21 protein-coding genes and 4 pseudogenes are annotated in these 22056 nt (G+C 49.6%); 7 read left to right on the top strand and 18 right to left on the bottom strand.

Annotated features, from left to right (window positions below; all coding sequences use genetic code 11):
* Positions 1 to 169 precede the first annotated feature (169 nt).
* A complete protein-coding gene (locus tag PGR10_RS13030) occupies positions 170 to 634 on the bottom strand; it encodes a helix-turn-helix domain-containing protein (protein ID WP_430923588.1) in 465 nt (154 codons plus the stop codon).
* Positions 635 to 742: 108 nt separating this feature from the next.
* Between PGR10_RS13030 and PGR10_RS13025 the strand changes: the two genes are divergently transcribed.
* The 4 genes from PGR10_RS13025 to PGR10_RS13010 all read left to right on the top strand — a co-directional run bounded on the left by PGR10_RS13025 (position 743) and on the right by PGR10_RS13010 (position 3909).
* On the top strand, positions 743 to 1270 hold the full coding sequence (locus tag PGR10_RS13025) for a hypothetical protein (RefSeq protein WP_017457730.1): 528 nt from the start codon (positions 743 to 745) through the stop codon (positions 1268 to 1270).
* A 14-nt stretch (positions 1271 to 1284) separates the two neighbouring features.
* The gene (locus PGR10_RS13020; RefSeq protein ID WP_430923641.1) at positions 1285 to 1644 is read left to right on the top strand and encodes an acyl-CoA dehydrogenase; all 360 of its coding nucleotides are present in this window, start codon (positions 1285 to 1287) and stop codon (positions 1642 to 1644) included.
* A gap of 1149 nt (positions 1645 to 2793) precedes the next feature.
* The gene (locus tag PGR10_RS13015) at positions 2794 to 3132 is read left to right on the top strand and encodes a LysR substrate-binding domain-containing protein (RefSeq protein ID WP_430923587.1); all 339 of its coding nucleotides are present in this window, start codon (positions 2794 to 2796) and stop codon (positions 3130 to 3132) included.
* Positions 3133 to 3207: 75 nt separating this feature from the next.
* Positions 3208 to 3909, top strand: coding sequence for a hypothetical protein (locus PGR10_RS13010; RefSeq protein WP_430923586.1), 702 nt, complete (start codon positions 3208 to 3210; stop codon positions 3907 to 3909).
* A 201-nt stretch (positions 3910 to 4110) separates the two neighbouring features.
* Here the strand turns inward: PGR10_RS13010 and PGR10_RS13005 are convergent.
* From PGR10_RS13005 to PGR10_RS12990, 4 genes and pseudogenes are all read right to left on the bottom strand, one after another.
* A pseudogene (locus tag PGR10_RS13005) lies at positions 4111 to 4995 on the bottom strand (IS3 family transposase); the annotation flags it as partial.
* Positions 4987 to 5550: pseudogene (locus PGR10_RS13000) on the bottom strand (transposase); the annotation flags it as partial. The pseudogenes PGR10_RS13000 and PGR10_RS13005, both read right to left, overlap by 9 nt.
* Positions 5551 to 5680: 130 nt before the next feature.
* Complete coding sequence (yecR, locus tag PGR10_RS12995; RefSeq protein WP_430923585.1) at positions 5681 to 6022, bottom strand: YecR family lipoprotein; 342 nt, start codon at positions 6020 to 6022, stop codon at positions 5681 to 5683.
* A gap of 288 nt (positions 6023 to 6310) precedes the next feature.
* Positions 6311 to 6385 (bottom strand): annotated as a pseudogene (locus PGR10_RS12990) (recombinase family protein); the annotation flags it as partial.
* Positions 6386 to 6506: 121 nt separating this feature from the next.
* On the opposite strand from PGR10_RS12990, the gene PGR10_RS12985 reads away from it, so the two are divergent.
* Positions 6507 to 6908, top strand: coding sequence for a VOC family protein (locus tag PGR10_RS12985; protein WP_213493677.1), 402 nt, complete (start codon positions 6507 to 6509; stop codon positions 6906 to 6908).
* 138 nt (positions 6909 to 7046) lie between these two features.
* Here PGR10_RS12985 and PGR10_RS12980 read toward each other — a convergent pair.
* The 10 genes and pseudogenes from PGR10_RS12980 to PGR10_RS12935 all read right to left on the bottom strand — a co-directional run.
* Positions 7047 to 7261, bottom strand: a pseudogene (locus tag PGR10_RS12980) (transcriptional regulator); the annotation flags it as partial.
* Positions 7262 to 7473: 212 nt separating this feature from the next.
* Complete coding sequence (locus tag PGR10_RS12975) at positions 7474 to 8058, bottom strand: HvfX family Cu-binding RiPP maturation protein (protein WP_213493676.1); 585 nt, start codon at positions 8056 to 8058, stop codon at positions 7474 to 7476.
* 4 nt (positions 8059 to 8062) lie between these two features.
* Complete coding sequence (locus PGR10_RS12970) at positions 8063 to 8794, bottom strand: HvfC/BufC family peptide modification chaperone (RefSeq protein ID WP_213493675.1); 732 nt, start codon at positions 8792 to 8794, stop codon at positions 8063 to 8065.
* A gap of 9 nt (positions 8795 to 8803) precedes the next feature.
* Positions 8804 to 9622: a DUF692 domain-containing protein gene (locus tag PGR10_RS12965; protein ID WP_213493674.1), complete on the bottom strand. Its 819-nt coding sequence runs from the start codon at positions 9620 to 9622 to the stop codon at positions 8804 to 8806.
* Positions 9610 to 9939: a hypothetical protein gene (locus PGR10_RS12960; RefSeq protein ID WP_213493673.1), complete on the bottom strand. Its 330-nt coding sequence runs from the start codon at positions 9937 to 9939 to the stop codon at positions 9610 to 9612. Before PGR10_RS12960 ends, PGR10_RS12965 begins: the two co-directional genes overlap by 13 nt.
* 10 nt (positions 9940 to 9949) lie before the next feature.
* A complete protein-coding gene (locus PGR10_RS12955) occupies positions 9950 to 10894 on the bottom strand; it encodes an MBL fold metallo-hydrolase (RefSeq protein ID WP_213493672.1) in 945 nt (314 codons plus the stop codon).
* Between the two features lie 453 nt (positions 10895 to 11347).
* The gene (locus tag PGR10_RS12950) at positions 11348 to 11491 is read right to left on the bottom strand and encodes a DUF2474 domain-containing protein (RefSeq protein WP_213493671.1); all 144 of its coding nucleotides are present in this window, start codon (positions 11489 to 11491) and stop codon (positions 11348 to 11350) included.
* Positions 11492 to 11513: 22 nt separating this feature from the next.
* Entirely contained in the window at positions 11514 to 12518 is a 1005-nt protein-coding gene (gene cydB / locus PGR10_RS12945; protein WP_213493670.1) for a cytochrome d ubiquinol oxidase subunit II, read from the bottom strand.
* A 1-nt stretch (position 12519) separates the two neighbouring features.
* Positions 12520 to 13935 carry a cytochrome ubiquinol oxidase subunit I gene (locus PGR10_RS12940; RefSeq protein ID WP_213493669.1) on the bottom strand — a complete coding sequence of 472 codons (1416 nt, stop codon included), beginning with the start codon at positions 13933 to 13935 and terminating at the stop codon, positions 12520 to 12522.
* A gap of 82 nt (positions 13936 to 14017) precedes the next feature.
* Positions 14018 to 14431 carry a hypothetical protein gene (locus PGR10_RS12935; RefSeq protein WP_430923582.1) on the bottom strand — a complete coding sequence of 138 codons (414 nt, stop codon included), beginning with the start codon at positions 14429 to 14431 and terminating at the stop codon, positions 14018 to 14020.
* A gap of 381 nt (positions 14432 to 14812) precedes the next feature.
* On the opposite strand from PGR10_RS12935, the gene PGR10_RS12930 reads away from it, so the two are divergent.
* A protein-coding gene (locus PGR10_RS12930) for an IS3 family transposase (RefSeq protein ID WP_430923581.1) occupies positions 14813 to 15933 on the top strand; the annotation gives its coding sequence in 2 pieces (ribosomal slippage) (positions 14813 to 15071 and positions 15071 to 15933; 1122 coding nt in all).
* Between the two features lie 245 nt (positions 15934 to 16178).
* Here PGR10_RS12930 and PGR10_RS12925 read toward each other — a convergent pair.
* Positions 16179 to 17459 carry a tyrosine-type recombinase/integrase gene (locus tag PGR10_RS12925; protein ID WP_430923580.1) on the bottom strand — a complete coding sequence of 427 codons (1281 nt, stop codon included), beginning with the start codon at positions 17457 to 17459 and terminating at the stop codon, positions 16179 to 16181.
* A 233-nt stretch (positions 17460 to 17692) separates the two neighbouring features.
* On the opposite strand from PGR10_RS12925, the gene mutS reads away from it, so the two are divergent.
* Positions 17693 to 20260 (top strand): DNA mismatch repair protein MutS, encoded by a 2568-nt coding sequence (mutS, locus tag PGR10_RS12920; protein WP_430923578.1) that lies wholly within the window; start codon positions 17693 to 17695, stop codon positions 20258 to 20260.
* Positions 20261 to 20317: 57 nt separating this feature from the next.
* Here mutS and PGR10_RS12915 read toward each other — a convergent pair whose 3' ends face one another.
* Together PGR10_RS12915 and PGR10_RS12910 are read right to left on the bottom strand one after the other, a co-directional pair.
* Positions 20318 to 21460: a type 1 fimbrial protein gene (locus PGR10_RS12915; protein WP_411325241.1), complete on the bottom strand. Its 1143-nt coding sequence runs from the start codon at positions 21458 to 21460 to the stop codon at positions 20318 to 20320.
* A 21-nt stretch (positions 21461 to 21481) separates the two neighbouring features.
* Positions 21482 to 22033: a fimbrial protein gene (locus PGR10_RS12910; RefSeq protein ID WP_213317180.1), complete on the bottom strand. Its 552-nt coding sequence runs from the start codon at positions 22031 to 22033 to the stop codon at positions 21482 to 21484.
* Positions 22034 to 22056: the final 23 nt, after the last annotated feature.

Genomic DNA, 22056 nt, shown 5'->3' with positions numbered 1-22056 from the left:
TACTGACTCTTTAGACGATGGACGCCCTCCCGTCAGAAGGGATATAAAATAAAATGCTAAGTTGGAAATCAGTTTGAGTATCAACCACTGAATAATATGACACTATCCAGTAATGACATTTTACCAGGAATATACTTTCAATGCAAATAATTTCATTTTGGAATTAATTTTAATGTGATTTTGTGAATTCATCTAAAAAATGGATAAGGCTTTTCTTTTTAGCGCTATCTAACTTATTCCAGACTTGATCGAGACGCTGTTTTAATTCGGCATCAAGTCCAGTAACAAAGTTAGACGGTATATTAGAAACGTTTAAATCCTTCATGCAATCAATAAAGAACCAGCTTATTGGCGTTTTTAAGGCAACTGCAATTTTAACTAAATGAGCAACGTTGATCTTATTAGTTCCTCGCTCGTAGCGAGAGAGCTGCTGCTGAGAAATATCGATAGTCTCTGCGAGATCGGCTGCAGTTAGCCCAGCTTCCTTACGTCTGGTCTGAATACGCTGCCCTACCAACTTATCAGCTGAATCTGCTACCAGTTTAACCATCATTTGACCTCCAGAACGTCCATAAGAGGAAGTCTGGGGCTTTTTTACTCTTGCATGAACATCACCAATGGACATAAAATCCATTAAATACTCATTTATGGACAATCAAAGGCTATGACTGAGCAATCGAGTGGTGCCAAAATCACCATTAGTTGAATCTTCGAACAAAGGTGGCCTGAAAAGGGGAACACTATGGCAACCACCATTACTGAGATAACGGACTGCTTTGAGTACTTTTTCAGCTCCCTTTACCGGCGCGAATTTGTCAAAACTTTGCGTCTGAATGAATGTAGCGAACGTGAACTACTGCCATTAGTACGTTGCTATTTACTGGGCTGGTTTGCGGATAACGTCTCGCCGGAAGTAAAAAGCAAACTACCAGGAACGGTATCCGGGCATGGTTTCATTGATTTTGTCATTGACGATGTGGCCGTTGAGTTTGCCGTCCGTAAGCCAACAGCAGCTCGTTCCAATGTCTCCGCAACCGTTAATAGCACGGAGGTGAAGAAACTGATGAAGCACGACGGCAAAGCCCTGCTTGTCCTGTTTGACTTCTCAGATACTCCCTATTCAGAAGAACAAATTGAATCCTTTCGCAACTGGCCATCCCTCGGTCGTGGGAATCACCGCAAATCAGCTTTCAACGTAGTGTATTTCTTTGTGGAAAAACGCAGGCCGCTGGCACTGGGAAAAATCACCAAAAACATTCGTATCAGCTAACAGGGTATTTAATGATGAAAAGAATAGTTGCTGCATTAGTACTGACAGCCGTTGCACTTCCGACAATCGCAGCTCAATACGCTAAGCCCGGTGCAGTTTTAACACTAAAGCCAGGGAACGGTAATGCGGAATTTAGCCTCAACGCATCAGCCAAAGATGGATCAGGGACCTGCAACATGGAAGGTACAGCACAACAAATAGCTGCTGGTGAGAACCAGAAACGGCGTTGGGTCTGGAACGACAGTTCCAGCCAGTGTGTTGCCGTGCTAAGTGAGATGAATAATGGGAAAACCAGCGTGATGACTCGTGGTTGCGAAGGATACTGCGGGGCTTCTGCGGCGGGTTTAATGGATGGTCAATACAAGAAAAAGTAACAAGACAACCACTTTGAATTGAAGGGAAACAATAAATGAAAATAAACATACTTCTAGTTCTTGCAGCATCGGGTTTAATGGTGGGTTGCGGTGAAAAGACGCCCAAATGCAACAGTGATGATGCCAAGAATCTAGTCGTTGATATCGCTCGGAAAACAATAGAGAAAGGGATGACACTAGATAAGGATGTGCAGATTGCTGTAGAAAACGTCAGGACGGTAAGCCATGAGTCAAGCCTTGACGTTTATCAGTGCGCGGCTGATCTGGCATTCACAAAACTAGGAGCCCAACAGTCATTGCCAATAACTTACCGGATACAGAGTACTTATGATGGTAAAGGGCGGTTTTACATAAACATATCCGGTTTATAGCTATCTTTACTAACAGGCTTGTACAGCACTTTGCGTAAATGTCTGATCTTGAAATACTCAATTCTCTATTAAGTATGGATTGATTTATTAGAAAAAATTAATGCTGGCTATGGCAAAAAAGCCCCCCTCTGCGCATTGCGTAACTACTTTTTATTCGTCGCTGAGGGGCATCCGCGAGTTTTCCACTGGTATCACTTTGCCTATGCCATAATATCTGGCTTCATTTATAGCTTGAGCACTACTCTCTCCACCTTTATAACACTTTAACTGGTAATGTTTAATCCCTTCCTAGCTGATGATACGGATATCCGGGATGTGACAATCCAAGGTCGCGAGATAGTTATTAGCCACTCTAGCGGTGGCTTCGATGTTGCACGAACCGGTAGATTGATGCCTTCCATCAAAAAAGCGCACTGGAGTTCATTTGATCCCGCTGCACCTGCCGTACCCTCTTGTTCCAAAATCCAAAATGTTTTGCTTTCACTCACCATAGGAAATTATTCAAATTACTACTCAGCAAGGGGCAACGTCAGCCGGGCTGACCTCATCACAACAACTGCTCGCTGCCATCGATAAAGCACAACATGCATTTCGGGAAGCCTGGCCAAATCTATATGTTGATATTACGGTGAGTAACCGACACGAGAATTTCATATCTTGAAGGTTATGATGCAGGTATCTTGATAGGGTCTTATCCGGCACTAGACATGATAGCAATTCGCCTTCCTCCACCATTTAAATGGTCAGCACAGAATATTACAGAATAAACAGCAGGCCTATGGTTATTAATGACCTCTTACATCATGAATGTATTTCATTCAGTCTCCCGAATAAAGGCGATATTTACCGTTGGGAGTTTACAGAAAATCATGGAAAAGTAAAATTCGACCCTGCAGGTAAAATTACAGTCAATGATGGTGAACTGATGAGAGATCTCGCAGTGCGAGAGGCTGGTCACATTTACTCATCTACTTTTCATTCATCTCGAGAGTTAGAAAATGGTACACTTGAAGTCGCATTGTTTGATTCCCCCCCAGAAGAGGATGGCTTGATATCTATTTTTCATAAGGTTCAAAAAACCAACCAAAACTACGTGCATTCATCGATGTGTATTTGAATCTAAAAAACAAACCCAATCAAGTTTTTTCCTATAAAGGTTAATAATTTTTATCTATTCTATAAGGACATGATCATGTTGACCGTAAATGAGCACTGGAACCCTCTTCAGCGAGCCCTGAAAATTGCTTTAACACAGGGCATCATTGAAGAAGTTAAAGATATAACGTGTAAGTTACATGGACTGGTACATACAGCCTCCGTCAGCGGAGGGAGATACAAAACATTTCAAGATGAAATTTTAGATAATGTCAATGAGCGAGCCTTTCGACATACGGCCAGCCAAAAGTATCAGGGCTATCGAACGCTTGCATTTTTTGTGCTACATATGACGCGGATAGAAGATATTTGCGCAAATGTACTTATTGCAAATGATCAACAGGTCATTTTCGAGCATCCATGGCTGGAAAAGCTAAATATAGATTTTCAGGATACGGGAAATGCTCTGACAGAAAATGAGATGAACTTGTTTTCAGCATCTGTCAACCGGGATGCTCTTATGGCTTATCGTCTTGCCGTGGGGCTGAAAACCCAGAGAATAATAAAAAAACTGTCAAAAAATCAGCTTAAAATGAAACCGGAAAAATACCAGATAGAACGAATTCTTAGCGAGAAAAGTGTACTGGAACACCCTGATTCTATCTGGTTACTTGATTACTGGCAGAATAAAAATATCGGAGGTTTATTGATGATGCCGTTGACAAGGCATCAGATGGTTCATCTTAATGATTGCCTTGATATTATTAAAAAAGAACGAAGAAACTCTCTTTTGGGCTAAGCCACATCCAGTACTTGATTGCGGTATTAAACCAGATAAACCAAAAAGTCTTGTGATGTCACAACCGGAAAATAGTCCGCAGCGTCTGGTCATCCGCTGGTCGGCGCCGAAAAATAACGGGGCGGGGAGTTCAGTAACCAAGAAGAGATACTAGAGTATCCGGAGGATTAATGATCCTACCCACGTAATGTGGACATGGCCCTAAGCGAGGTTCTGGTTTTCAAACTGTTCCGGGCTGAGGCCGCCACAGGCAATGTGACGACGCCACCGATTGTAATCACGCTCGATATAATTAAACTCCGTCGTCCGCATTATTTCCCGGCTGATAAAGCGTTCCCCGTGGATACATTCGACTTTCAGCGAATGAAAGTAGCTTTCCACGCAGGCATTGTCATAACAGCAGCCTTTCGCACTCATACTCCCATACAGATTATGCTGTTTCATTAATGCCTGATAATCCGCTGAGCAGTACTCCCCGCCCCGGTCGGTGTGAACCATAACATTCTGCGGTCGCTTACGTCGCCAGAGCGCCATCCGGAGGGCATCGCACGCCAGTTGTGCCATCATCCGCGATGACATTGACCAGCCGATAACAGCCCGTGACCACAGGTCAATGATTACGGCAAGATACAGCCAGCCTTCATCTGTACGTAAATATGTGATGTCTCCTGACCATTTCTGGTTAGCCTCGCTAGCATAAAAATCCTGCAGCAGCAGGTTCTCTGACACCGGCAGGCCATGCTCACGGTAGCTGACCGGGCTGAACCACCGCGAGGCCTTTGCCCGCAGCCCCTGACGAAGCAGGCTGGCGGCAATGGTTTTAACGTTGTACTCCGGCAGTTCGTCAGCGAGACGAGGTGCACCATAACGCTGTTTTGCCTCCGTGAATGCCTGACGGACAGCAGCATCACAGATGAGCTGGAACTGCTGGCGCTAGCCTGGCTGATGGTGGCGCAGACGCCAGGCATACCAACCGCTGCGGGCAATACAGAGCACACGACACATGGTGTTGACGCTGAACTTTGCCTGGTGTTTTTCGATGAAGACATACTTCATTTCAGGCGCTTCGCGAAGTATGTCACGGCGTGGCCGTTTGAGGCGCAGCGACAGACCCTGTTCACAGTAGAGGCGGTATATCCGTTTGTGATTATCGCGCCAGCCCTCAGGCCGGAGCATCACGTGTACCCGGCGATCTCCGTAGTGAATTCGCGTTTCGGTGATCTCACGGATTCGCAGGCGCAGTGCGCTGTCATCGGCAGCAATTGAACGATACCTGAACGAGCTGCGGCTGAGCCGTACCGCAAAACAGACTGTCTTTCGCTGGAACCATACCGGGCCTGTAAATCTCTGCTCATTCGCGCAGGCATGCCAGCGTCAGTTCTTTTTTGCCAGCACGTCCTGCAACATAGCTTTGTCGAGACTGAGGTCGGCAACCAGCCTCTTCAGCCGCAGGTTTTCCTCTTCCAATCGGCGCACATGTTTCAGTTCAGATGGGGAAATTCCACCGTATTTCTTACGCCACGTGTAAAAAATGGCATCGGAGATACCCAGCTTGCGGCAGACGCCTGGCACGGACGTCCCTTACTCCACCTGCTTCAGGGCAAAGACAATCTGCTCTTCGGTGAATCGTGACTTTTTCATCGGCACAACCTCCGCTCAGGGGAGTGTTTATCATGCCGGAATTCTGTTTCTGAATGGAACAGGATTTTAGGTCAGGGTCAGTCAAGCCATGCCTCAGTTAAGCAGATTGAAGCATGGCTTGATGTAGTTATTATTTAACGTTGCCACCCAAACATTGATATTGCTTTGTCACGCTTCCATTCATAAGCTGTCCGTAGACGTTACGCTGCCCTTCAGTGCGAGCATGTGGAGTTAGCTCTTCCGCACTTTCGTATCCCCACTTGCTACACACACGAGTAGCAATACCTACGGCGTCACCCCAACGTGCTTTACTGCCATCATCCATCAGAGGTAGATTCTCTGAGTTAACATAGCCAACGGTAACTACACCTCCAGCACGATCTGCGTTAACAACCTCAACGGGCTTACCACTTGAACTTGCGCACCCAGATAAAGCAATTGCTGTAACAACAACCAAAAGAGCTTTTTTCATTTTAATATTTCCATAAGCGTGATTTTAGCTTAACTAGCCGGTGCAACTTTTTAGTCACTTAGCTTTTAAACCCTGAGGATATACCCGTCATATTTCAAGCCGCAGGTGCGTTGGCTTCACTCACCCCGTCTCTTACTTTAGTAAACTCTTGGGGATGAACTCCCCTGCCGCCTTCCTGCAACTCGAATTATCTAGGGCATGGTTTATCAAGACATGGCAGCAAAAAAAACTCAAGAAGTTAAAGCGTTAGTTTATCAAACTTGCCAAGCGAGTATTTAACCAGACTACTTAATCAAAGATAGCGGCAATCGTTGCCCTGGAAACACCATACTCACACGCTAACGCGCTGATGCTGATTCCGCTAACCGCTCAGCGTGATTCACCCACGGCGAGTAAACAGGCTGATAAATTACCCTGACCTTTGGGTTCGCTTTTAGCCATCGCTGTGTTTCATGGCTTTGGACTGAAACCTCACGGAGCGGAAATGCGAACGCAAAAACGGTGTATGGGATATGTGGCCATAGTGGTTGATGACTATGACCGGGCAATTAAGTATTACACGGAAAAGCTGGGGTTTACCCTCGTTGAGGATATACCGCAGCTGGGTAAACGCTGGGTCGTGGTTACACCTAATCCGGGAAGTGATTGTAATCTTCTTCTGGCACGGGCTTCAAATGAGAGACAGGAAGGTTTTATCGGTAATCAGTGCGGCGGCAGGGTATTCCTTTTTCTGCAGACGGATAACTTCTGGCGTGACTACAATGCCATGAGATCAAACGGCGTAGAATTCTCCCAGGAACCCCGCGAAGAGGAGTACGGCACGGTGGTTGTATTTGAAGATCTTTACGGCAACCGCTGGGATCTTTACCAGAACAAGCAAAGCTAAAACGCCCTGCCGTCTACCTCGTCAGTACGTAACCGGGAGCCAGTGATTCGCTTTAGTCAGGTTTTAACGCGATGGTGCAGCATCTGGCTGGATATAACTGCGAACTCACGGCCTCCCATGTGGCATTACTTAACCATGTCATAGATATCCATAAAGGCAGCGCAGCCCTGTGAGAGCTTCTGACAGCGTGCTTTCGGTGCATTGCATGGTGAGCTCCCGGACCAGCGTTTCAAACGCCTCCGCCGGCAGAAAAATCCGTAACCGTCAACCCCGAAGCCCCCCTCTTTCGAGACGTTTCCCGGCGGGGAGAACATGACTCGCTCTCCCTGGTGACCATGCGCCAGCGCTTGCGGATATACGCCCGTCTTCGTATAGAGCCTTATAGCCACTGTACGCATCTGCCTGCAGGATACAGGTACTTAAGAGGCGGCCTAAAAATAAAAGCGATGAGCGCCTGTGTTAATCGTTGCCACAATCATAGTGTCACTGAGAAAACACTCTGAGGGCTCGGCTGTCGGAGGCCCTCAGATAGCTCAGGCAATTGGTTTCAGCCTGCGCTGAAACCTTATGCGATACGGATTTTTTTCAGCCAGTAATCTATGCTGACAAATTTCCCGCCGCCATAGACCAGCAGCACAAGCAGCATGATGAAATAGGTCGCAGAAAATTCGATGCCGTTATTCAGAATGATCGGGTCTCCCAGCTGAGTAATATAGTTATAACGGCCCGGGAAGTTCTCCATCAGCCATTGCAGGAACGCCGTCATCCTCTGGGCTGACTCCATGTTATTACTTGCAATTGCCAGCCAGCCGTGGGACCAGTGAACCATCAGGCTCGCCACGCTCATCACCACCATCATCGGAATCGCCATGATGCGGGTGAACAGGCCCAGAGCAATACATATTAGCCCCAGTACTTCCGTTGACGTTGCCAGAAAAGCCAGTAACCACGGGAAGGGTAGCCCCAACCCGCCCTGCGCCGTTGATTGTGAAAACCAGGCGACGGTGCCACTAAAGCCCAGAACTTTGGAGTGCGCGCCTTCGTAGATAACCGGAAGTAAATAGAGTCGAATAAGTAATAAAGCAACAAAGTCTGCTTTCATTATTTTTGATACAATCAGGTTGTACCAGTTTATTAGTTTCTTTAGCATAGCGTCATACCTTAAATGTTAAGGAAAAAAGTTCGTCATTATGGCCAAGTTCCAACCATGAGAAAAAGGACATTTCAGGAAATAGGGTTGCTACTTTGTCCTGTAATGCCTTTATCGGCATCGGCGAATTTTTAATTTCTGATAAAATTATTACGTCATTCTGGTTAAGTTTTCTTTGCCAGATTGTCTTATCATTCTTTCGAAAAATTGCATAGTAATGCAACATATTCGAATCGTCATAACAAGGCTCTCCTTCTTTTAACCAGAATGGTAAGGAAATGATTTTCAGGGTCGGATTAATTTCTATATAAGCGTTATTAATCAGCCCGGTGCTAAACATTATTTCCTGCGCCTGAGGTACCTCACTGTCATCAATTTCCACCGCATACATGAGCCATTCATATTCAATCAATGCGTTGTTCTGGTACGACACATTGCTTTGCTGACGTATGAACATCAATAACTCTGTTGCCACTTGATGAAACTCTGGCTGGCTGGCCCGGTGCTGATGAATAAACGCATCCGTTAAATCATCAAGACCCGCATTATCCAGATTCCGACAGAACAGCGGGAAGACGTTTTGAATGACACCGCATATATTCTCCCTAACAATTTTTCGGTAAAGTGCAAGGCCTCGGGGACAGGTATCATTCCCCGTGCTGCGGGCGCGTAGCCGGGCAGCAAAATCAGCCTCCGCTTTTGCCAGACTTGCAGGCACTGAATGAGATACAGTCACGTGACCCTCTTATTGTAAAATGTATGTCTTGATCTCTGCTAATTCCGCACATAGTTCATTCAGAGGCGGAACGTTATTATCCCGCTCCAGCAATAAAGGCCTTGCCCCATGAATACGGAATGTTTCTTTTGCCAGCTTTAAAACTTCATCCAGGACCGGCATTCCGTGTGTATCAAGACGAAACTCTTCAAATTCCAGATGCCCCGCAATATGGTAATAAACAATCGAGTCCGTCGGGATAGAACGGATATACGCTAGTGCATCAAAACCATGATTAAAGGCATTAACGTAAACATTATTTATATCCAGTAGCATTCCGCAGCCGCTGCGGTGCAATAATTCACACCAAAACTCTGCTTCGGGCATCTCACCTTCATAGCGATGGTAGGAAGAGACATTCTCAAGAACCAGCTGGCGACCCAGCAAATTCTGTACCCGGTCAATACGTTCAGCCAGGTACGGCAGCGTGTCCGGGAACCCCGGCACCGGCAGCAGGTCATAAAGATATCCCTGCTGGTCCCGGGAGAAGCAAAGGTGGTCGCTATAAACGTCAATATTATATTCATCAAGAAAACGACGAATATCGTTTATATAGTCCTCATTTAGTGGGCAAATATCACCAATTGACAGACTCAGGCTATGAGCAATTAAAGAGTATTTACTGGCAATATCTGTCAGTTGCTCTTTTTTAGCGCCACCGATGTTCATCCAGTTATCCGGTGCCAGTTCGAGGAAGTCTATATCCTTACGCCTGGGCTGCTGCAAAAGTGTCGTAATGTGCTCCGCACGCAGCCCAATGCCAGCACCATTTTGGATTATTTCCCGCATACGCCGTTCACAATTTTCTTGTCGCTGACTTGCTGCAGGGATGCAGGGTTTTTCAGGCCATCTCCCGTCAGGCCACATTTACCATCTCTGGCGCGTACCAGCTGATCCTGAGGGTCCTGTTTCAATTTGGCCTGGGCGTATATTTTTTCAGTCCCGCATTTACCGCTCGCACATTTACCGCTACTGGTCGGTGATTTAATTTCAATTTTATTTGCGGTGCTGATGGCATTTGAGGTGTCGGCGGCATTTGCTGGGGAGACCATTCCTGCAACAACGACTGAGCTCACCATAATTGACAGCATGATATCTTTTTTCATGATTTGATCCTTATTTTTTGGCTAATGAGATTGGGAAACAAGCGAGATCCCGGCTGGCATATACCGTGCCGTGATAATATTGCTTAACAATTTTGACTGACTCATCCTTCAGGAGCAGGCCTTTACCCATGAAGTGGTTAAGGATTAGAACCTTCGGATTTATTTCAGCGGCCACTTTCCCGACAACATCGGGAGCTGCATGAATAAATTTCGATTCAGCGTCCGCGTTTTCATCAATCGCTAGCGGCATTACCAACATATCCGCACCTTTAGCAAATGGAATGAAGGCTTTATTACTACCGTTTTGGTCCGCTGAAACGACAATAGTGCCTTTGGCTGTTTCAATACGGAACGCCAGGCATGGAACATCGCCATGCGGAATACCCAGCGCGGTAATCTTCATTTCATCATCCTGATAAACCAGCTGCGGTTCTGCTGAGGTGTAATCAATATCTCTAACTTTTGTTGCTAACTTGATGCCATCGGTGGCGTTATACAATCCGTTCAGATAGGAATAAGCCCCATCGTCCTTTTTAAAGAGATCGTTGAAATATTGCGTCATCGATGGGAATGCACCACCGCCCGTTGGCCCAACCAGATCGATAACTTCTTTATTTTGTATAAAATAACCGCCTTTAAGAATGGCGGCTAAATCAGCGACGTGGTCGGTATGGAAATGGCTGATAGCGATAAGCTTTAAGTCTTCCAGGCGGGCCCCGGATTGACCAAACCGCAGGAAAACGCCGCCACCGGCATCAATGAGAAGCGCTGATTTGCCGTTCAGCCAAATAACCTCACCGGATGAAGCCCGCTGGTCATCCGTTATTGGTCCACCAGTGCCGAGCGTTTGTAGAGTGAAATCTTTATTTTCACACTGTAAAGGGTCCGCGAGCGCATGAACGGAAAGCGTGAGAGAGAGTGACAGCAGCGCTGCTTTAGTGAAACGAATTCCCATAGTGGATACCTTTTTTATGTCCTGAATGATTCCGCTTTGTTTAATAAGGCATTTAACCTTTTACATACAAAACTACACCTAATTGTTTACACGGTAAAATTCATAATTTATTTAAAATTTACCACTTTTATTAATAATGCAGAGGTGACGAGGGCGGTGCTTTAAAGCATGTCGCGATCCGGCTTCTGTTTAACTCCGTAAAGGGTGGAAAAGGCAGATCTTAAAAAAGTAATCTGCCGAAACGTGTATGGGTCACGCCCTATAGCAGTAACGTATTCGGTGAAGATTTCCGGGCGAAATAAGCACGGTGTGAATGGCTTTGATAAACGCCCCGTTTTATTTAAAAAAAAGGCGTGTTCAGATATCACGTCGCTACGCGACGCTTTGGTTTATATAACAGATGTTCCGTTATACGCACTCTCACCGTATCCGGTATAAAACAGAGCCGCCCATTTAGTGCGTATGCATCCCCGCGGCGGACATCAGCATACGAAACAGCGAGGCCACGACGCCCAGCGCCAATACGCTTGCGCCGTAAATAATTACCAGCCATGCCAGGCGTTTCCAAACAGAGGGCTGCGTTTCATTGTTTTTCATGCTGCCGACCTTGATTCGCGTCTCAGTGATACCCTTCATCGGGTTTGATTTTTCCGCGGAAGACGTAATAGCTCCAGAAGGTATACCCCAGAATCACCGGGATAATAAGCAGCGCACCAACCAGCATAAATGCCTGGCTATTTTCCGGGGCCGCAGCCTGCCAGAGGGTGATTGACGGTGGAATGATGTGCGGCCAGATACTGATCCCCAGCCCCGAGAAGCCCAGGAAAATCAGCGCCAGCGTCAGGATAAATGGCGAATAATGCGCTTCGCGTTTAATGGCACGCACGATGCTCCACGAACACAGAACGACCAGAACCGGAACCGGCAGGAACCAGAACAGGTTTGGACGTGTAAACCAGCGTTGCGCGATATCTGCGTGCGTGAGCGGCGTCCAGATACTGATGATGCCGACGACGAACAGCAGTGCGAGAGTCAGCGGTATTGCCAGCGCCGACATCTTACGGTGCAGGCCGTGTTCGGTTTTCATTATCAGCCAGGTACAGCCCAGCAGCGCATACGCGATAACCAGCCCGACGCCGCAGAACAGCGGGAACGGAGCCAGCCAGCTCATTCCTGAGCCTACATATTCGCGACCGGAGACCGGGAAACCGTTCAGGATTGATCCTACCGCGACGCCCTGGCTGAACGTGGCAAGCAGCGAACCTGCGATGAATGATTTATCCCAGAACGGACGGTGTTCTTCGGTTGCCTTAAAGCGGAACTCGAATGCCACGCCGCGGAAAATCAAACCAATCAGCATCGCGGTCAGCGGGATAGATAGCGCATCGAGCAGAACCGAATAGGCCAGCGGAAACGCGCCATACAGCGCAGCGCCGCCCAGCACCAGCCAGGTCTCGTTACCATCCCACACGGGTGCTACGGTGTTGACCATCATATCGCGCTCGATGGGATCCTGGTTGAACGGCATCAGAAGGCCGATGCCCAGATCAAAACCATCCATCACGATGTACATCAGGGTGCCAAATACGATGATGGCGAACCAGATAATTGAAAAATCGATCATCTTAGTGCTTCCCGTGGTTATAGGTGTCGATGGCAGAAAGAGGGCGCGCCGGGGTTTTGTGCTGGCCTGGGCCTCCGATATCAACTTCTTTACCTTCACCGACGACCGGGCCTGCTTTGATCAGGCGCATCATATAGTGATAGCCGACGCCAAATACCGAGCAGTAGACCAGAATAAACACCAGTAGGCTGATGCTCATATGCAGAGCGCCATGCGCTGATACCGCATTAATGGTGCGCTGTATGCCATAAACGACCCACGGCTGGCGGCCCATTTCAGTGGTTACCCAACCGGCCAGAATCGCAATCAGACCCGACGGCCCCATGAACAGGCAGAACCACAGAAACGGGCGTGACTGATACAACCGTTTCTTCATGCGCAGCCACAGGCTGATAACGCCCATACCGATCATCAGTAAACCGAGCGCCACCATCACGCGGAATGACCAGAAAATAACGGTTGAGTCAGGCCGGTCTTCTTTCGGGAAGGTCTTTAGCGCCGGGATCTGTTTGTCCAGGCTGTGCGTCAGGATGAGGCTACCGAGATAAGGGATTTCCAGCGCATATTTAGTGCGTTCCTGCTCCATATCGGGTACGCCGAACAGGATAAGCGGCGTAGGCTCGCCGGGCTTGTTTTCCCAGTGTCCTTCAATGGCCGCGATTTTTGCGGGCTGGTACTCCAGCGTATTCAGGCCATGTGCGTCGCCGAGGAAGGCCTGAATCGGGGAGACAATTAGCGCCATCCACAGCGCCATGGAGAACATCTTACGCACGGCAGGGTTGTTATTGCCGCGCAGTAGATGCCAGGCCGCAGAAGCCCCGACTAAAAAAGCGCTGGCGAGAAATGCCGCGGTCGACATATGCAGCATGCGAAAAGGGAATGATGGGTTAAAAATAATTTTCAGCCAGTCCTGCGGCACGACAATACCGTTTTCAACGGTGAAGCCTCGCGGCGTCTGCATCCAGCTGTTAGAGGCCAAAATCCAAAAGGTGGAAAACAGCGTGCCCAGCGCCACCATGCAGGTAGAGAAGAAGTGCAGCATCGGCCCCACCCGGTTCCAGCCGAACAGCATCACGCCGAGGAAACCGGCCTCTAGGAAGAAAGCGCTGAGCACTTCATAGGTGAGCAGCGTCCCCGTGACGCTGCCGGCAAACTGGGAGAAACCGCTCCAGTTGGTACCAAACTGGTAGGCCATTACCAGGCCGGACACCACGCCCATACCGAAGTTTACGGCAAAGATTTTTGCCCAGAAATGGTAGAGATCGCGATAGGTCTCGTTACGGGTTTTCAGCCACAGCCCTTCGAGCACGGCCAGAAAACTCGCGAGGCCGATGGTGATGGCCGGGAAGATAATATGGAAAGAAACAGTAAAGGCGAACTGTATCCTCGCAAGGTGAAAAGCATCTAATCCAAACATTGCTTACCTCAGGGCCAAATGAATGCAGCATAAATTTAAGGGCAGACTTAAAATGTTGGTCTTCTGCTACCCCATGAATGATTCATGTCAGCGGTCGGTCGATGCCCGGAAATAAACGATGAACAAGCGCGATAATGGCAACGCGAAATCCCCCGGGGTGGCTGAAATATTTCAGCTTCACCCTCGGTGAGTTAACCATGGACACGGTAGAGTGACCAAAGATGCTCTTTGCCTCATCGAAGTACATCACCCAGCGGGCTAAGTATGTCAGCGAGAATACGATGAACAGCAGGATGTTGAACATCCACAGGCCTTCGGCCAGCGTGCGTACTCCCGGTACCTGCCATGGAAATTGAGCCAGTGACAGAGAAAGAATGCCGGTTCCCATGGTGGCGGCAAACCAGTTGGGCGTAAACTGTCGAATTGCTTCTTTTGGGCTGCTGAGCGCGCTCAGTGGCCGGGTTCCGTTGTGCAGTGTCAAAATTTTATCGGTCATGCCCATATCTCCTCTGATAACGGGGTGAGTATAGGCATAGTACGGCATATGTTAAAAACAGATTATTTTTATATAATCAACCTGTAAATATGGTTAGGTATTGAATGCATACATCTGCTACGGGGTGGGGGAAAGGGCCCGGGTATCCTGCATCCCGGTTTAACAGGCGGGTTTATTCAGCGCGCTGATGGTAACATAATGTTTCAGTATCAAACACTGATATGTGAATCAATCTGAAATGGCCATCAAAGATACTTACCACCAGAAATACTGAACAGAACTAAAAATCGGTTGATATCCCTTATATGGCTGACCTGCTCCCCATTGATTAACACACGACGATGTTAGTAATGTCTTCATCAGCAACATGAGGACAACCCCATGAAAAAGCGTTTTTCCGACGAACAGATCATCAGTATTCTTCGCGAAGCCGAGGTGGGTGTTTCCGCCCGCGAACTCTGCCGTAAGTACGCCATCTCCGACGCCACGTTTTATACGTGGCGTAAGAAGTTTGGTGGCATGGAAGTATCTGAAGTAAAAAGGCTTAAGTCACTTGAAGAAGAGAACGCCCGTCTCAAGAAGCTGCTCGCCGAAGCCATGCTGGATAAAGAGGCACTACAGGTGGCTCTGAGCCGAAAGTACTGACGACAGACCAGAAGCGGGAAGCCGTGACAGTGATGTGCAAAGCGACAGGTCTGTCGCAACGGCGTGCCTGCCGTCTGACAGGTTTGTCCCTGTCGACCTGCCGTTATGATGCGCACCGCCCGGCTGCTGATGCGTATCTGTCTGCACGTATCACCGAACTGGCAATGGAACGCCGACGTTTCGGTTACCGGCGTATCTGGCAGCTTCTGCGTCGTGAAGGCCTTTGCGTTAACCACAAACGGGTCTACCGCATTTATCATCTCAATGGCCTGGGCGTAAAACGCAGACGACGCCGTAAAGGGCTGGCAACTGAGCGGCTTCCGCTGTTACGTCCGGCTGGTCCTAACCTGACGTGGTCAATGGATTTTGTCATGGATGCGCTGGTCAGTGGTCGCCGGATTAAATGCCTGACCTGCGTTGATGATTTCACGAAGGAGTGTCTGACGATCAGCGTTGCTTTCGGGATTACAGGCGTTCAGGTATCACGCATTCTGGACAGTGTTGCGCTGTTTCGTGGCTATCCGGCGACGATAAGAACAGATCAGGGGCCTGAGTTTACCTGCCGTGCGCTGGATCAGTGGGCCTTTGAACATAATGTCGAGCTGCGGCTTATTCAGCCGGGCAAGCCGATACAGAATGGCTTTATCGAGAGCTTTAATGGTCGTTTTCGCGATGAATGCCTGAATGAGCACTGGTTCCACGATGTTTTTCATGCAAAAGAAATTATAAACGCATGGAGGCAGGACTATAACGAATGTCGGCCTCATTCTTCGTTGAATTATCAGATCCCTTCAGAGTTTGCAGTGGGATGGCGAAACGGAGAATACGGGAGTAAATCAACCGACATTACTAACTGATTATTGTGTTTAATACTGGGGGCAGGTCACCTTTCCTAAAAATCTGTTCCTCCGCATGAAACCCTGCAATATTAAAAATATCAGGACTTTCATTTGGGAAAAATTTAGATCTAATTATCTTATAATAACCGTCAACACCAATTGAATTATCAAAGTTATCGAAATTCATATTCATCCTTATTTCTTACGTATCAACACATTGATACCTAATTGATTATTATTTTGATTTTTTAATATTAACAAATTTAAATCAAATCATCCAAATAATCCGCCCACACCTGCAACCACTTCCGGCACTCAGCATCATACTTATACAAGTTGTAGATCCCTTCAACACCGCCACGTGTATGCCCCAATACGGCCTCAGCCACCTCATTTGGACACTGCAAACGAGATAAGCCCGTTCGTACTGTACGACGCAGATCGTGCGGCGTCCAATGAGGTATATCGAGCATTTGACCGCTTTCACGTAAACGCCATGAGTTTTCAGTTAGGTACTTCTGCTGGATCGGCTTTTTAGTTGCCTGCGAAGGGAACAGATATTTGTCAGAGGTAAGTCGAAGAACCTTGAGAAAGTCGATCGCTTGATCCGATAACTGAACGTAACGCTCTACCCCAGTCTTGGTTTCCCGCAGATGAATGGTGCCTTTTTCAAGATCAACATCATCCCAAGCCATGTTGCAAACTTCACCTGTTCGGCATCCTGTCCAGAGTGTCAGCCGCAGCACGTTTTTAATCGTTGGCGTATAAGCCGAACCCGGAAGCCATTTTAGAAACTTTCCAAGCTCAGCCTCGCTCAGTACCCGTGTTCCACGACCATTTGTGAGCTTGATTCTGGTTTGTCGTAAGCTGGATTTTGCTAACAACGCCGGATTCGCAAAACTGTCATCAAAGTGCCCAAGGCCAATTGCAAACTCATAAGCGAGTGAAAGCTCCCTCAGAACATTACCAGCCTGCACGGTTGCACCTCTGGCAACAATACCATTAATTAAATTGATAACATCCTGGCGCGTAATCTCAACTGCATTTCGTGTTCCTAAGGTTTTAACGGCATCACCATAAAGAGTGCGACGAACCTCAGCTTGCCCTTTAGGCTTTCTGGCACCGGGGATGATCCTCCCATCCTTCGTTTTACGATCCTCAATACGCTCGGTAAGATACAGCTCAACCAACCCTTCAACCTTCAGCACTGCCGCTTTCGGTTTTTGGCTCTCTTCTAATAACCGTTGCTTTTCGTTCTTCACCTCAGACGCCGGACAGCGCCCTTCACTTCTGATTAGTTTGAGTTCTTGCAACTTCATACGTGCCATTGCGAGCGAAGTTTGCGGGAAGCTTCCAATTTTTACCTGTGACAGCTTATTGGTCACTGGGCTAGTATAGCGGTAGAAAAAGGTCTTGATACCAGAGGCACCGCAAGTCACACGCAAGCCTCGGTTCTCACCCGTATCAGCCTTATTTTTGTCCCCAGGCTTCATCATTTCAACCGCTTTGGATGACAAAGGTTTACCTGCTGGTTTATCCGTCATATAAGATCCATTTTATGGCTAACCACTTGATTTATTGAGGCTGTAACCCAGCTTTTCTTTCCAAGTGTAGGTTGTGAGTTTATTTAGTGCAATTATACCATAACCTACATAACAACCTACACTTTGACCTACACTTACAAGTGGGATTTGGTGATTTTTTATGAGACAACGTGATATCTAATGAGAATAACAAAAATCACAATTTACTTTAAATTCAATGGAATAAGTTAATCATGTCACTGAATGACAACGTGAATTTAGATTCACACACCCCAATGATGCAGCAGTATCTGAAGCTGAAGGCTCAGCATCCGGAGATCCTGCTGTTTTACCGGATGGGCGACTTTTACGAGCTGTTTTATGACGACGCCAAACGCGCCTCGCAGCTGCTCGATATCTCGCTGACCAAACGCGGCGCTTCCGCGGGCGAACCGATTCCCATGGCCGGCATCCCCCACCACGCGGTGGAAAACTATCTGGCTAAACTGGTGAATCAGGGCGAGTCGGTCGCGATTTGCGAACAGATTGGCGATCCGGCTACCACCAAAGGGCCGGTAGAACGCAAAGTGGTACGCATCGTCACGCCGGGCACCATCAGCGATGAAGCGCTGCTGCAGGAGCGTCAGGACAACCTGCTGGCCGCCATCTGGCAGGACAGCAAGGGCTTCGGCTACGCGACGCTGGATATCAGCTCCGGGCGCTTTCGCCTGAGCGAACCGGCCGACCGCGAGACCATGGCGGCGGAACTACAACGTACCAATCCGGCGGAACTGCTGTATGCGGAAGATTTTGCCGAATCTTCACTGATTGAAGGCCGCCGCGGCCTGCGCCGTCGCCCGCTATGGGAGTTCGAAATAGACACCGCGCGCCAGCAGCTCAACCTGCAGTTCGGCACCCGCGATCTGGTGGGCTTCGGCGTTGAAAACGCCCCGCGCGGGCTGTGCGCCGCCGGCTGCCTGTTGCAGTACGTCAAAGATACCCAGCGCACCTCGCTGCCGCACATTCGTTCCATCACCATGGAACGCCAGCAGGACAGCATCATTATGGATGCCGCCACCCGTCGCAATCTGGAGATCACCCAGAATCTCGCCGGCGGCGTTGATAACACTCTTGCCTCGGTACTCGACTGCACGGTCACGCCGATGGGCAGCCGCATGCTCAAACGCTGGCTGCATATGCCGGTACGCGATACCGCGGTGCTGGTTGAACGCCAACAAACAATTGGCGCCTTACAAGAACGCTATACCGAGCTGCAGCCGGTGCTGCGTCAGGTCGGCGATCTCGAGCGTATTCTGGCGCGTCTGGCGCTGCGTACCGCCCGCCCGCGCGATTTAGCCCGTATGCGTCATGCCTTCCAGCAGCTGCCGCTGCTGCGCGAGCTGCTGGCCGACGTTGACTGTCAGCCGGTGCAACAGCTGCGCGAGAAAATGGGCGAATTCGCCGAGCTACGCGAATTGCTGGAACGCGCGATCATCGACGCGCCGCCGGTACTGGTGCGTGACGGCGGCGTTATCGCTCCGGGTTATAATGAAGAGCTGGATGAGTGGCGGGCGCTGGCCGATGGCGCGACCGATTATCTCGACAAACTGGAAATCCGCGAACGTGAGCGCCTGGGCCTTGATACCCTGAAGGTCGGCTACAATGCCGTTCACGGTTACTACATCCAGATCAGCCGCGGCCAGAGCCAGCATGCGCCGATTCACTACGTGCGCCGCCAGACGCTGAAAAACGCCGAGCGCTACATTATTCCGGAACTGAAGGAATACGAAGATAAGGTCCTGACTTCAAAAGGCAAGGCGCTGGCGCTGGAAAAACAGCTCTATGACGACCTGTTCGAAAAGCTGCTGCCGCATCTGGCCGACTTACAAACCAGCGCCAGCGCGCTGGCCGAGCTGGACGTACTGGTGAACCTCGCGGAACGCGCGGAAACCCTCAACTACTGCTGCCCGACCTTTATCGATAAACCCGGTATTCGCATTACCGAAGGCCGTCACCCGGTAGTGGAACAGGTACTGAAAGAGCCGTTTATCGCCAACCCGCTGCAGCTGGCGCCGCAGCGCCGCATGCTGATCATCACCGGGCCCAACATGGGCGGTAAAAGTACCTATATGCGCCAGACCGCGCTGATTGCGCTGCTGGCCTATATCGGCAGCTACGTGCCGGCGCAGAAGGTAGAAATTGGCCCGATCGACCGCATCTTTACCCGCGTCGGCGCGGCGGATGACCTGGCGAGCGGCCGTTCCACCTTCATGGTGGAGATGACCGAAACCGCCAATATTCTGCACAACGCCACCGAACACAGCCTGGTGCTGATGGACGAGATCGGCCGCGGTACGTCTACCTACGACGGTCTGTCGCTGGCGTGGGCCTGCGCGGAGAATCTGGCAAATAAGATCAAAGCGTTGACCCTGTTCGCTACCCACTACTTCGAGCTCACCCAGTTGCCGGAAAAAATGGAAGGCGTGGCCAACGTGCACCTCGATGCGCTGGAGCACGGCGATACCATCGCCTTTATGCACAGCGTGCAGGACGGCGCGGCCAGCAAGAGCTATGGCCTGGCGGTCGCCGCGCTGGCAGGGGTGCCGAAAGAAGTGATCAAACGCGCGCGACAGAAACTGCGCGAGCTGGAGAGCATTTCGCCAAATGCCGCCGCCACGCAGGTTGATGGTACGCAGATGTCGCTGCTCTGCGCGCCGGAAGAGACCTCACCGGCGCTGGAAGCGCTGGAGAATCTTGACCCGGATTCACTGAGCCCGCGTCAGGCGCTGGAGTGGATTTACCGCCTGAAAAGCCTGGTGTAATTAGCCGCTAAAATAGCAAAAAGCCTGGCGTCATCGTCAGGCTTTTTGTTTTTAGCATCAGTTATATTGCAGGGTGATCGTCCCGGTGGCATTGGCGGTACCGGGGGTAATGGTTTCCCCTATTTTATGGTAGTTAGCCCGGAAGGTCAGAGTTTCATTGGCGGAAGCGCCGCCAGGGTTGGTCGCGTCAGCATAGGTACTAGCCGTGCCGGTATCACCGGAAAAGGGAGTAGCGCCATCAGCGTCGGTCCCCGCAGACCAGGTTGAAGTGTCGCTGCGCTTTGAGTAAAAGATCGGTACCGTCTGGCCTGCGCTCATCAACACATAGAATCCGCCATTGGGAAGTTTTCTTTCCAGCTGTACCCCCACCCCCGTCGCCGTACTCCCGTCGCCATTATCGGATAGCGCAATAGTTGAGTTATCGCCGGACACCGTCGCCGCATTCATGGTCATCGAGACATTGGTTCCCGGCTCGCAGGTCAGATTGACGTTTTTTTCCGGACCGGAATAAACGTAGCCGGTACTATCAAATGCCGACACTTCGACATCCCCCATTGGGAAGTTGAGACTCGCCACATCCGCCGTACAGCCCATCGCATGTACTTCAACCGTGGTGGTCGACAGCGTCAGCGTGGAGGCGATGTCGCCATCACTGCTATCAATACTCTGCGTTTCGCGATAATCGACCCGCGCCAGCGGGCTCGGCACGTTAAACGTGCCGCTGGTTATCGGCCCGCCGGTGGCGATAATCTGCACCCGATAAGCGGAATTATTGAGGGTGTGGTCGGAGCCTGCCCCGGCATCGTGTTCCTGCCAGCTGTTATCGATCGCCCGTTCGTCATCAAACGGGCCCGCCTGATTAATGGTATAGACGCGAATACCGAGCCCGGTGGCGGTTGAACCATTGGTCAACGGATAGACATTATCCTGCAGCGGGCTGGCGGTGGTTAACGCACCGGCGTAGTGAAAGCCGACGTAATAGGTCCCCGCACAGTTCTTGATGGTTGTCGTGCCGCCGGACATATATCCGGAGTCATAAAGGATCTCGCCCGGCGCATAATTTTTACTGGAGACCAGTAGCTGCTGCGGCATCGCAACATAAGATTGCGATGGCGTGTCGTCGATACGATGACAAACCGCCTGGGCCGCCAGCGGAAACAGCCCCAACAATAACAGGGTGGCATATAAAAATTTTAACACGTTGTTTGCCTTAAATCGGGGTTAGTTATAGGTCACGTTCAACGTGACCGCGGAGCTGAATTTACCCGCCGTTGGGGCGCCATGAGGGGTGTACATGCGGGCAATAAATTTCAATGCGCCCGCGCCATTTTCAATGGGTACCGGATAACTCACCCCATTGGCCAGCGCCACGTGGATAGCTGGATAATCGAACAACTGCAATCCAACATCGGTAGCGCCATCGGCATCAGGCGTCACCTGATTGGCATAAATGACCGAGCCATAGGTCGAGTCTTCGGAATAGGGTGTGCCGGTGAAAGTGACGGTGGCCTGGCTGATTTCAGCAGTACAGCTGTCAAAACTGATGGTGACTGGAACGTTGCCGGTGTTACCGCCGGCAACAGAAAAGTCTCCTTTATAGTATTTCCCCAGATCTACGGTTTCAGGAGTGGTGACATTACAGGTCCCTGCGGCAATCCTGCCGTGAAAGGTAATATCACGTGTCTGCTGGAGATTATTATCCCGAGCCAGAGCTGGCATTGCGCTAACCAGCATCCCCGTTAAAAACAGAACAGCATATAAAAATTTTGACATCTCTCCTGCCTTTTATCAGGTAA

The sequence above is a fragment of the Klebsiella sp. 141198 genome, assembly GCF_050600785.1.
GTDB classification, from domain to species: domain Bacteria; phylum Pseudomonadota; class Gammaproteobacteria; order Enterobacterales; family Enterobacteriaceae; genus Klebsiella; species Klebsiella aerogenes.
The sequence above is the reverse complement of the archived record's forward strand: the minus strand, read 5'-3'. Positions and strand labels throughout refer to the sequence as shown.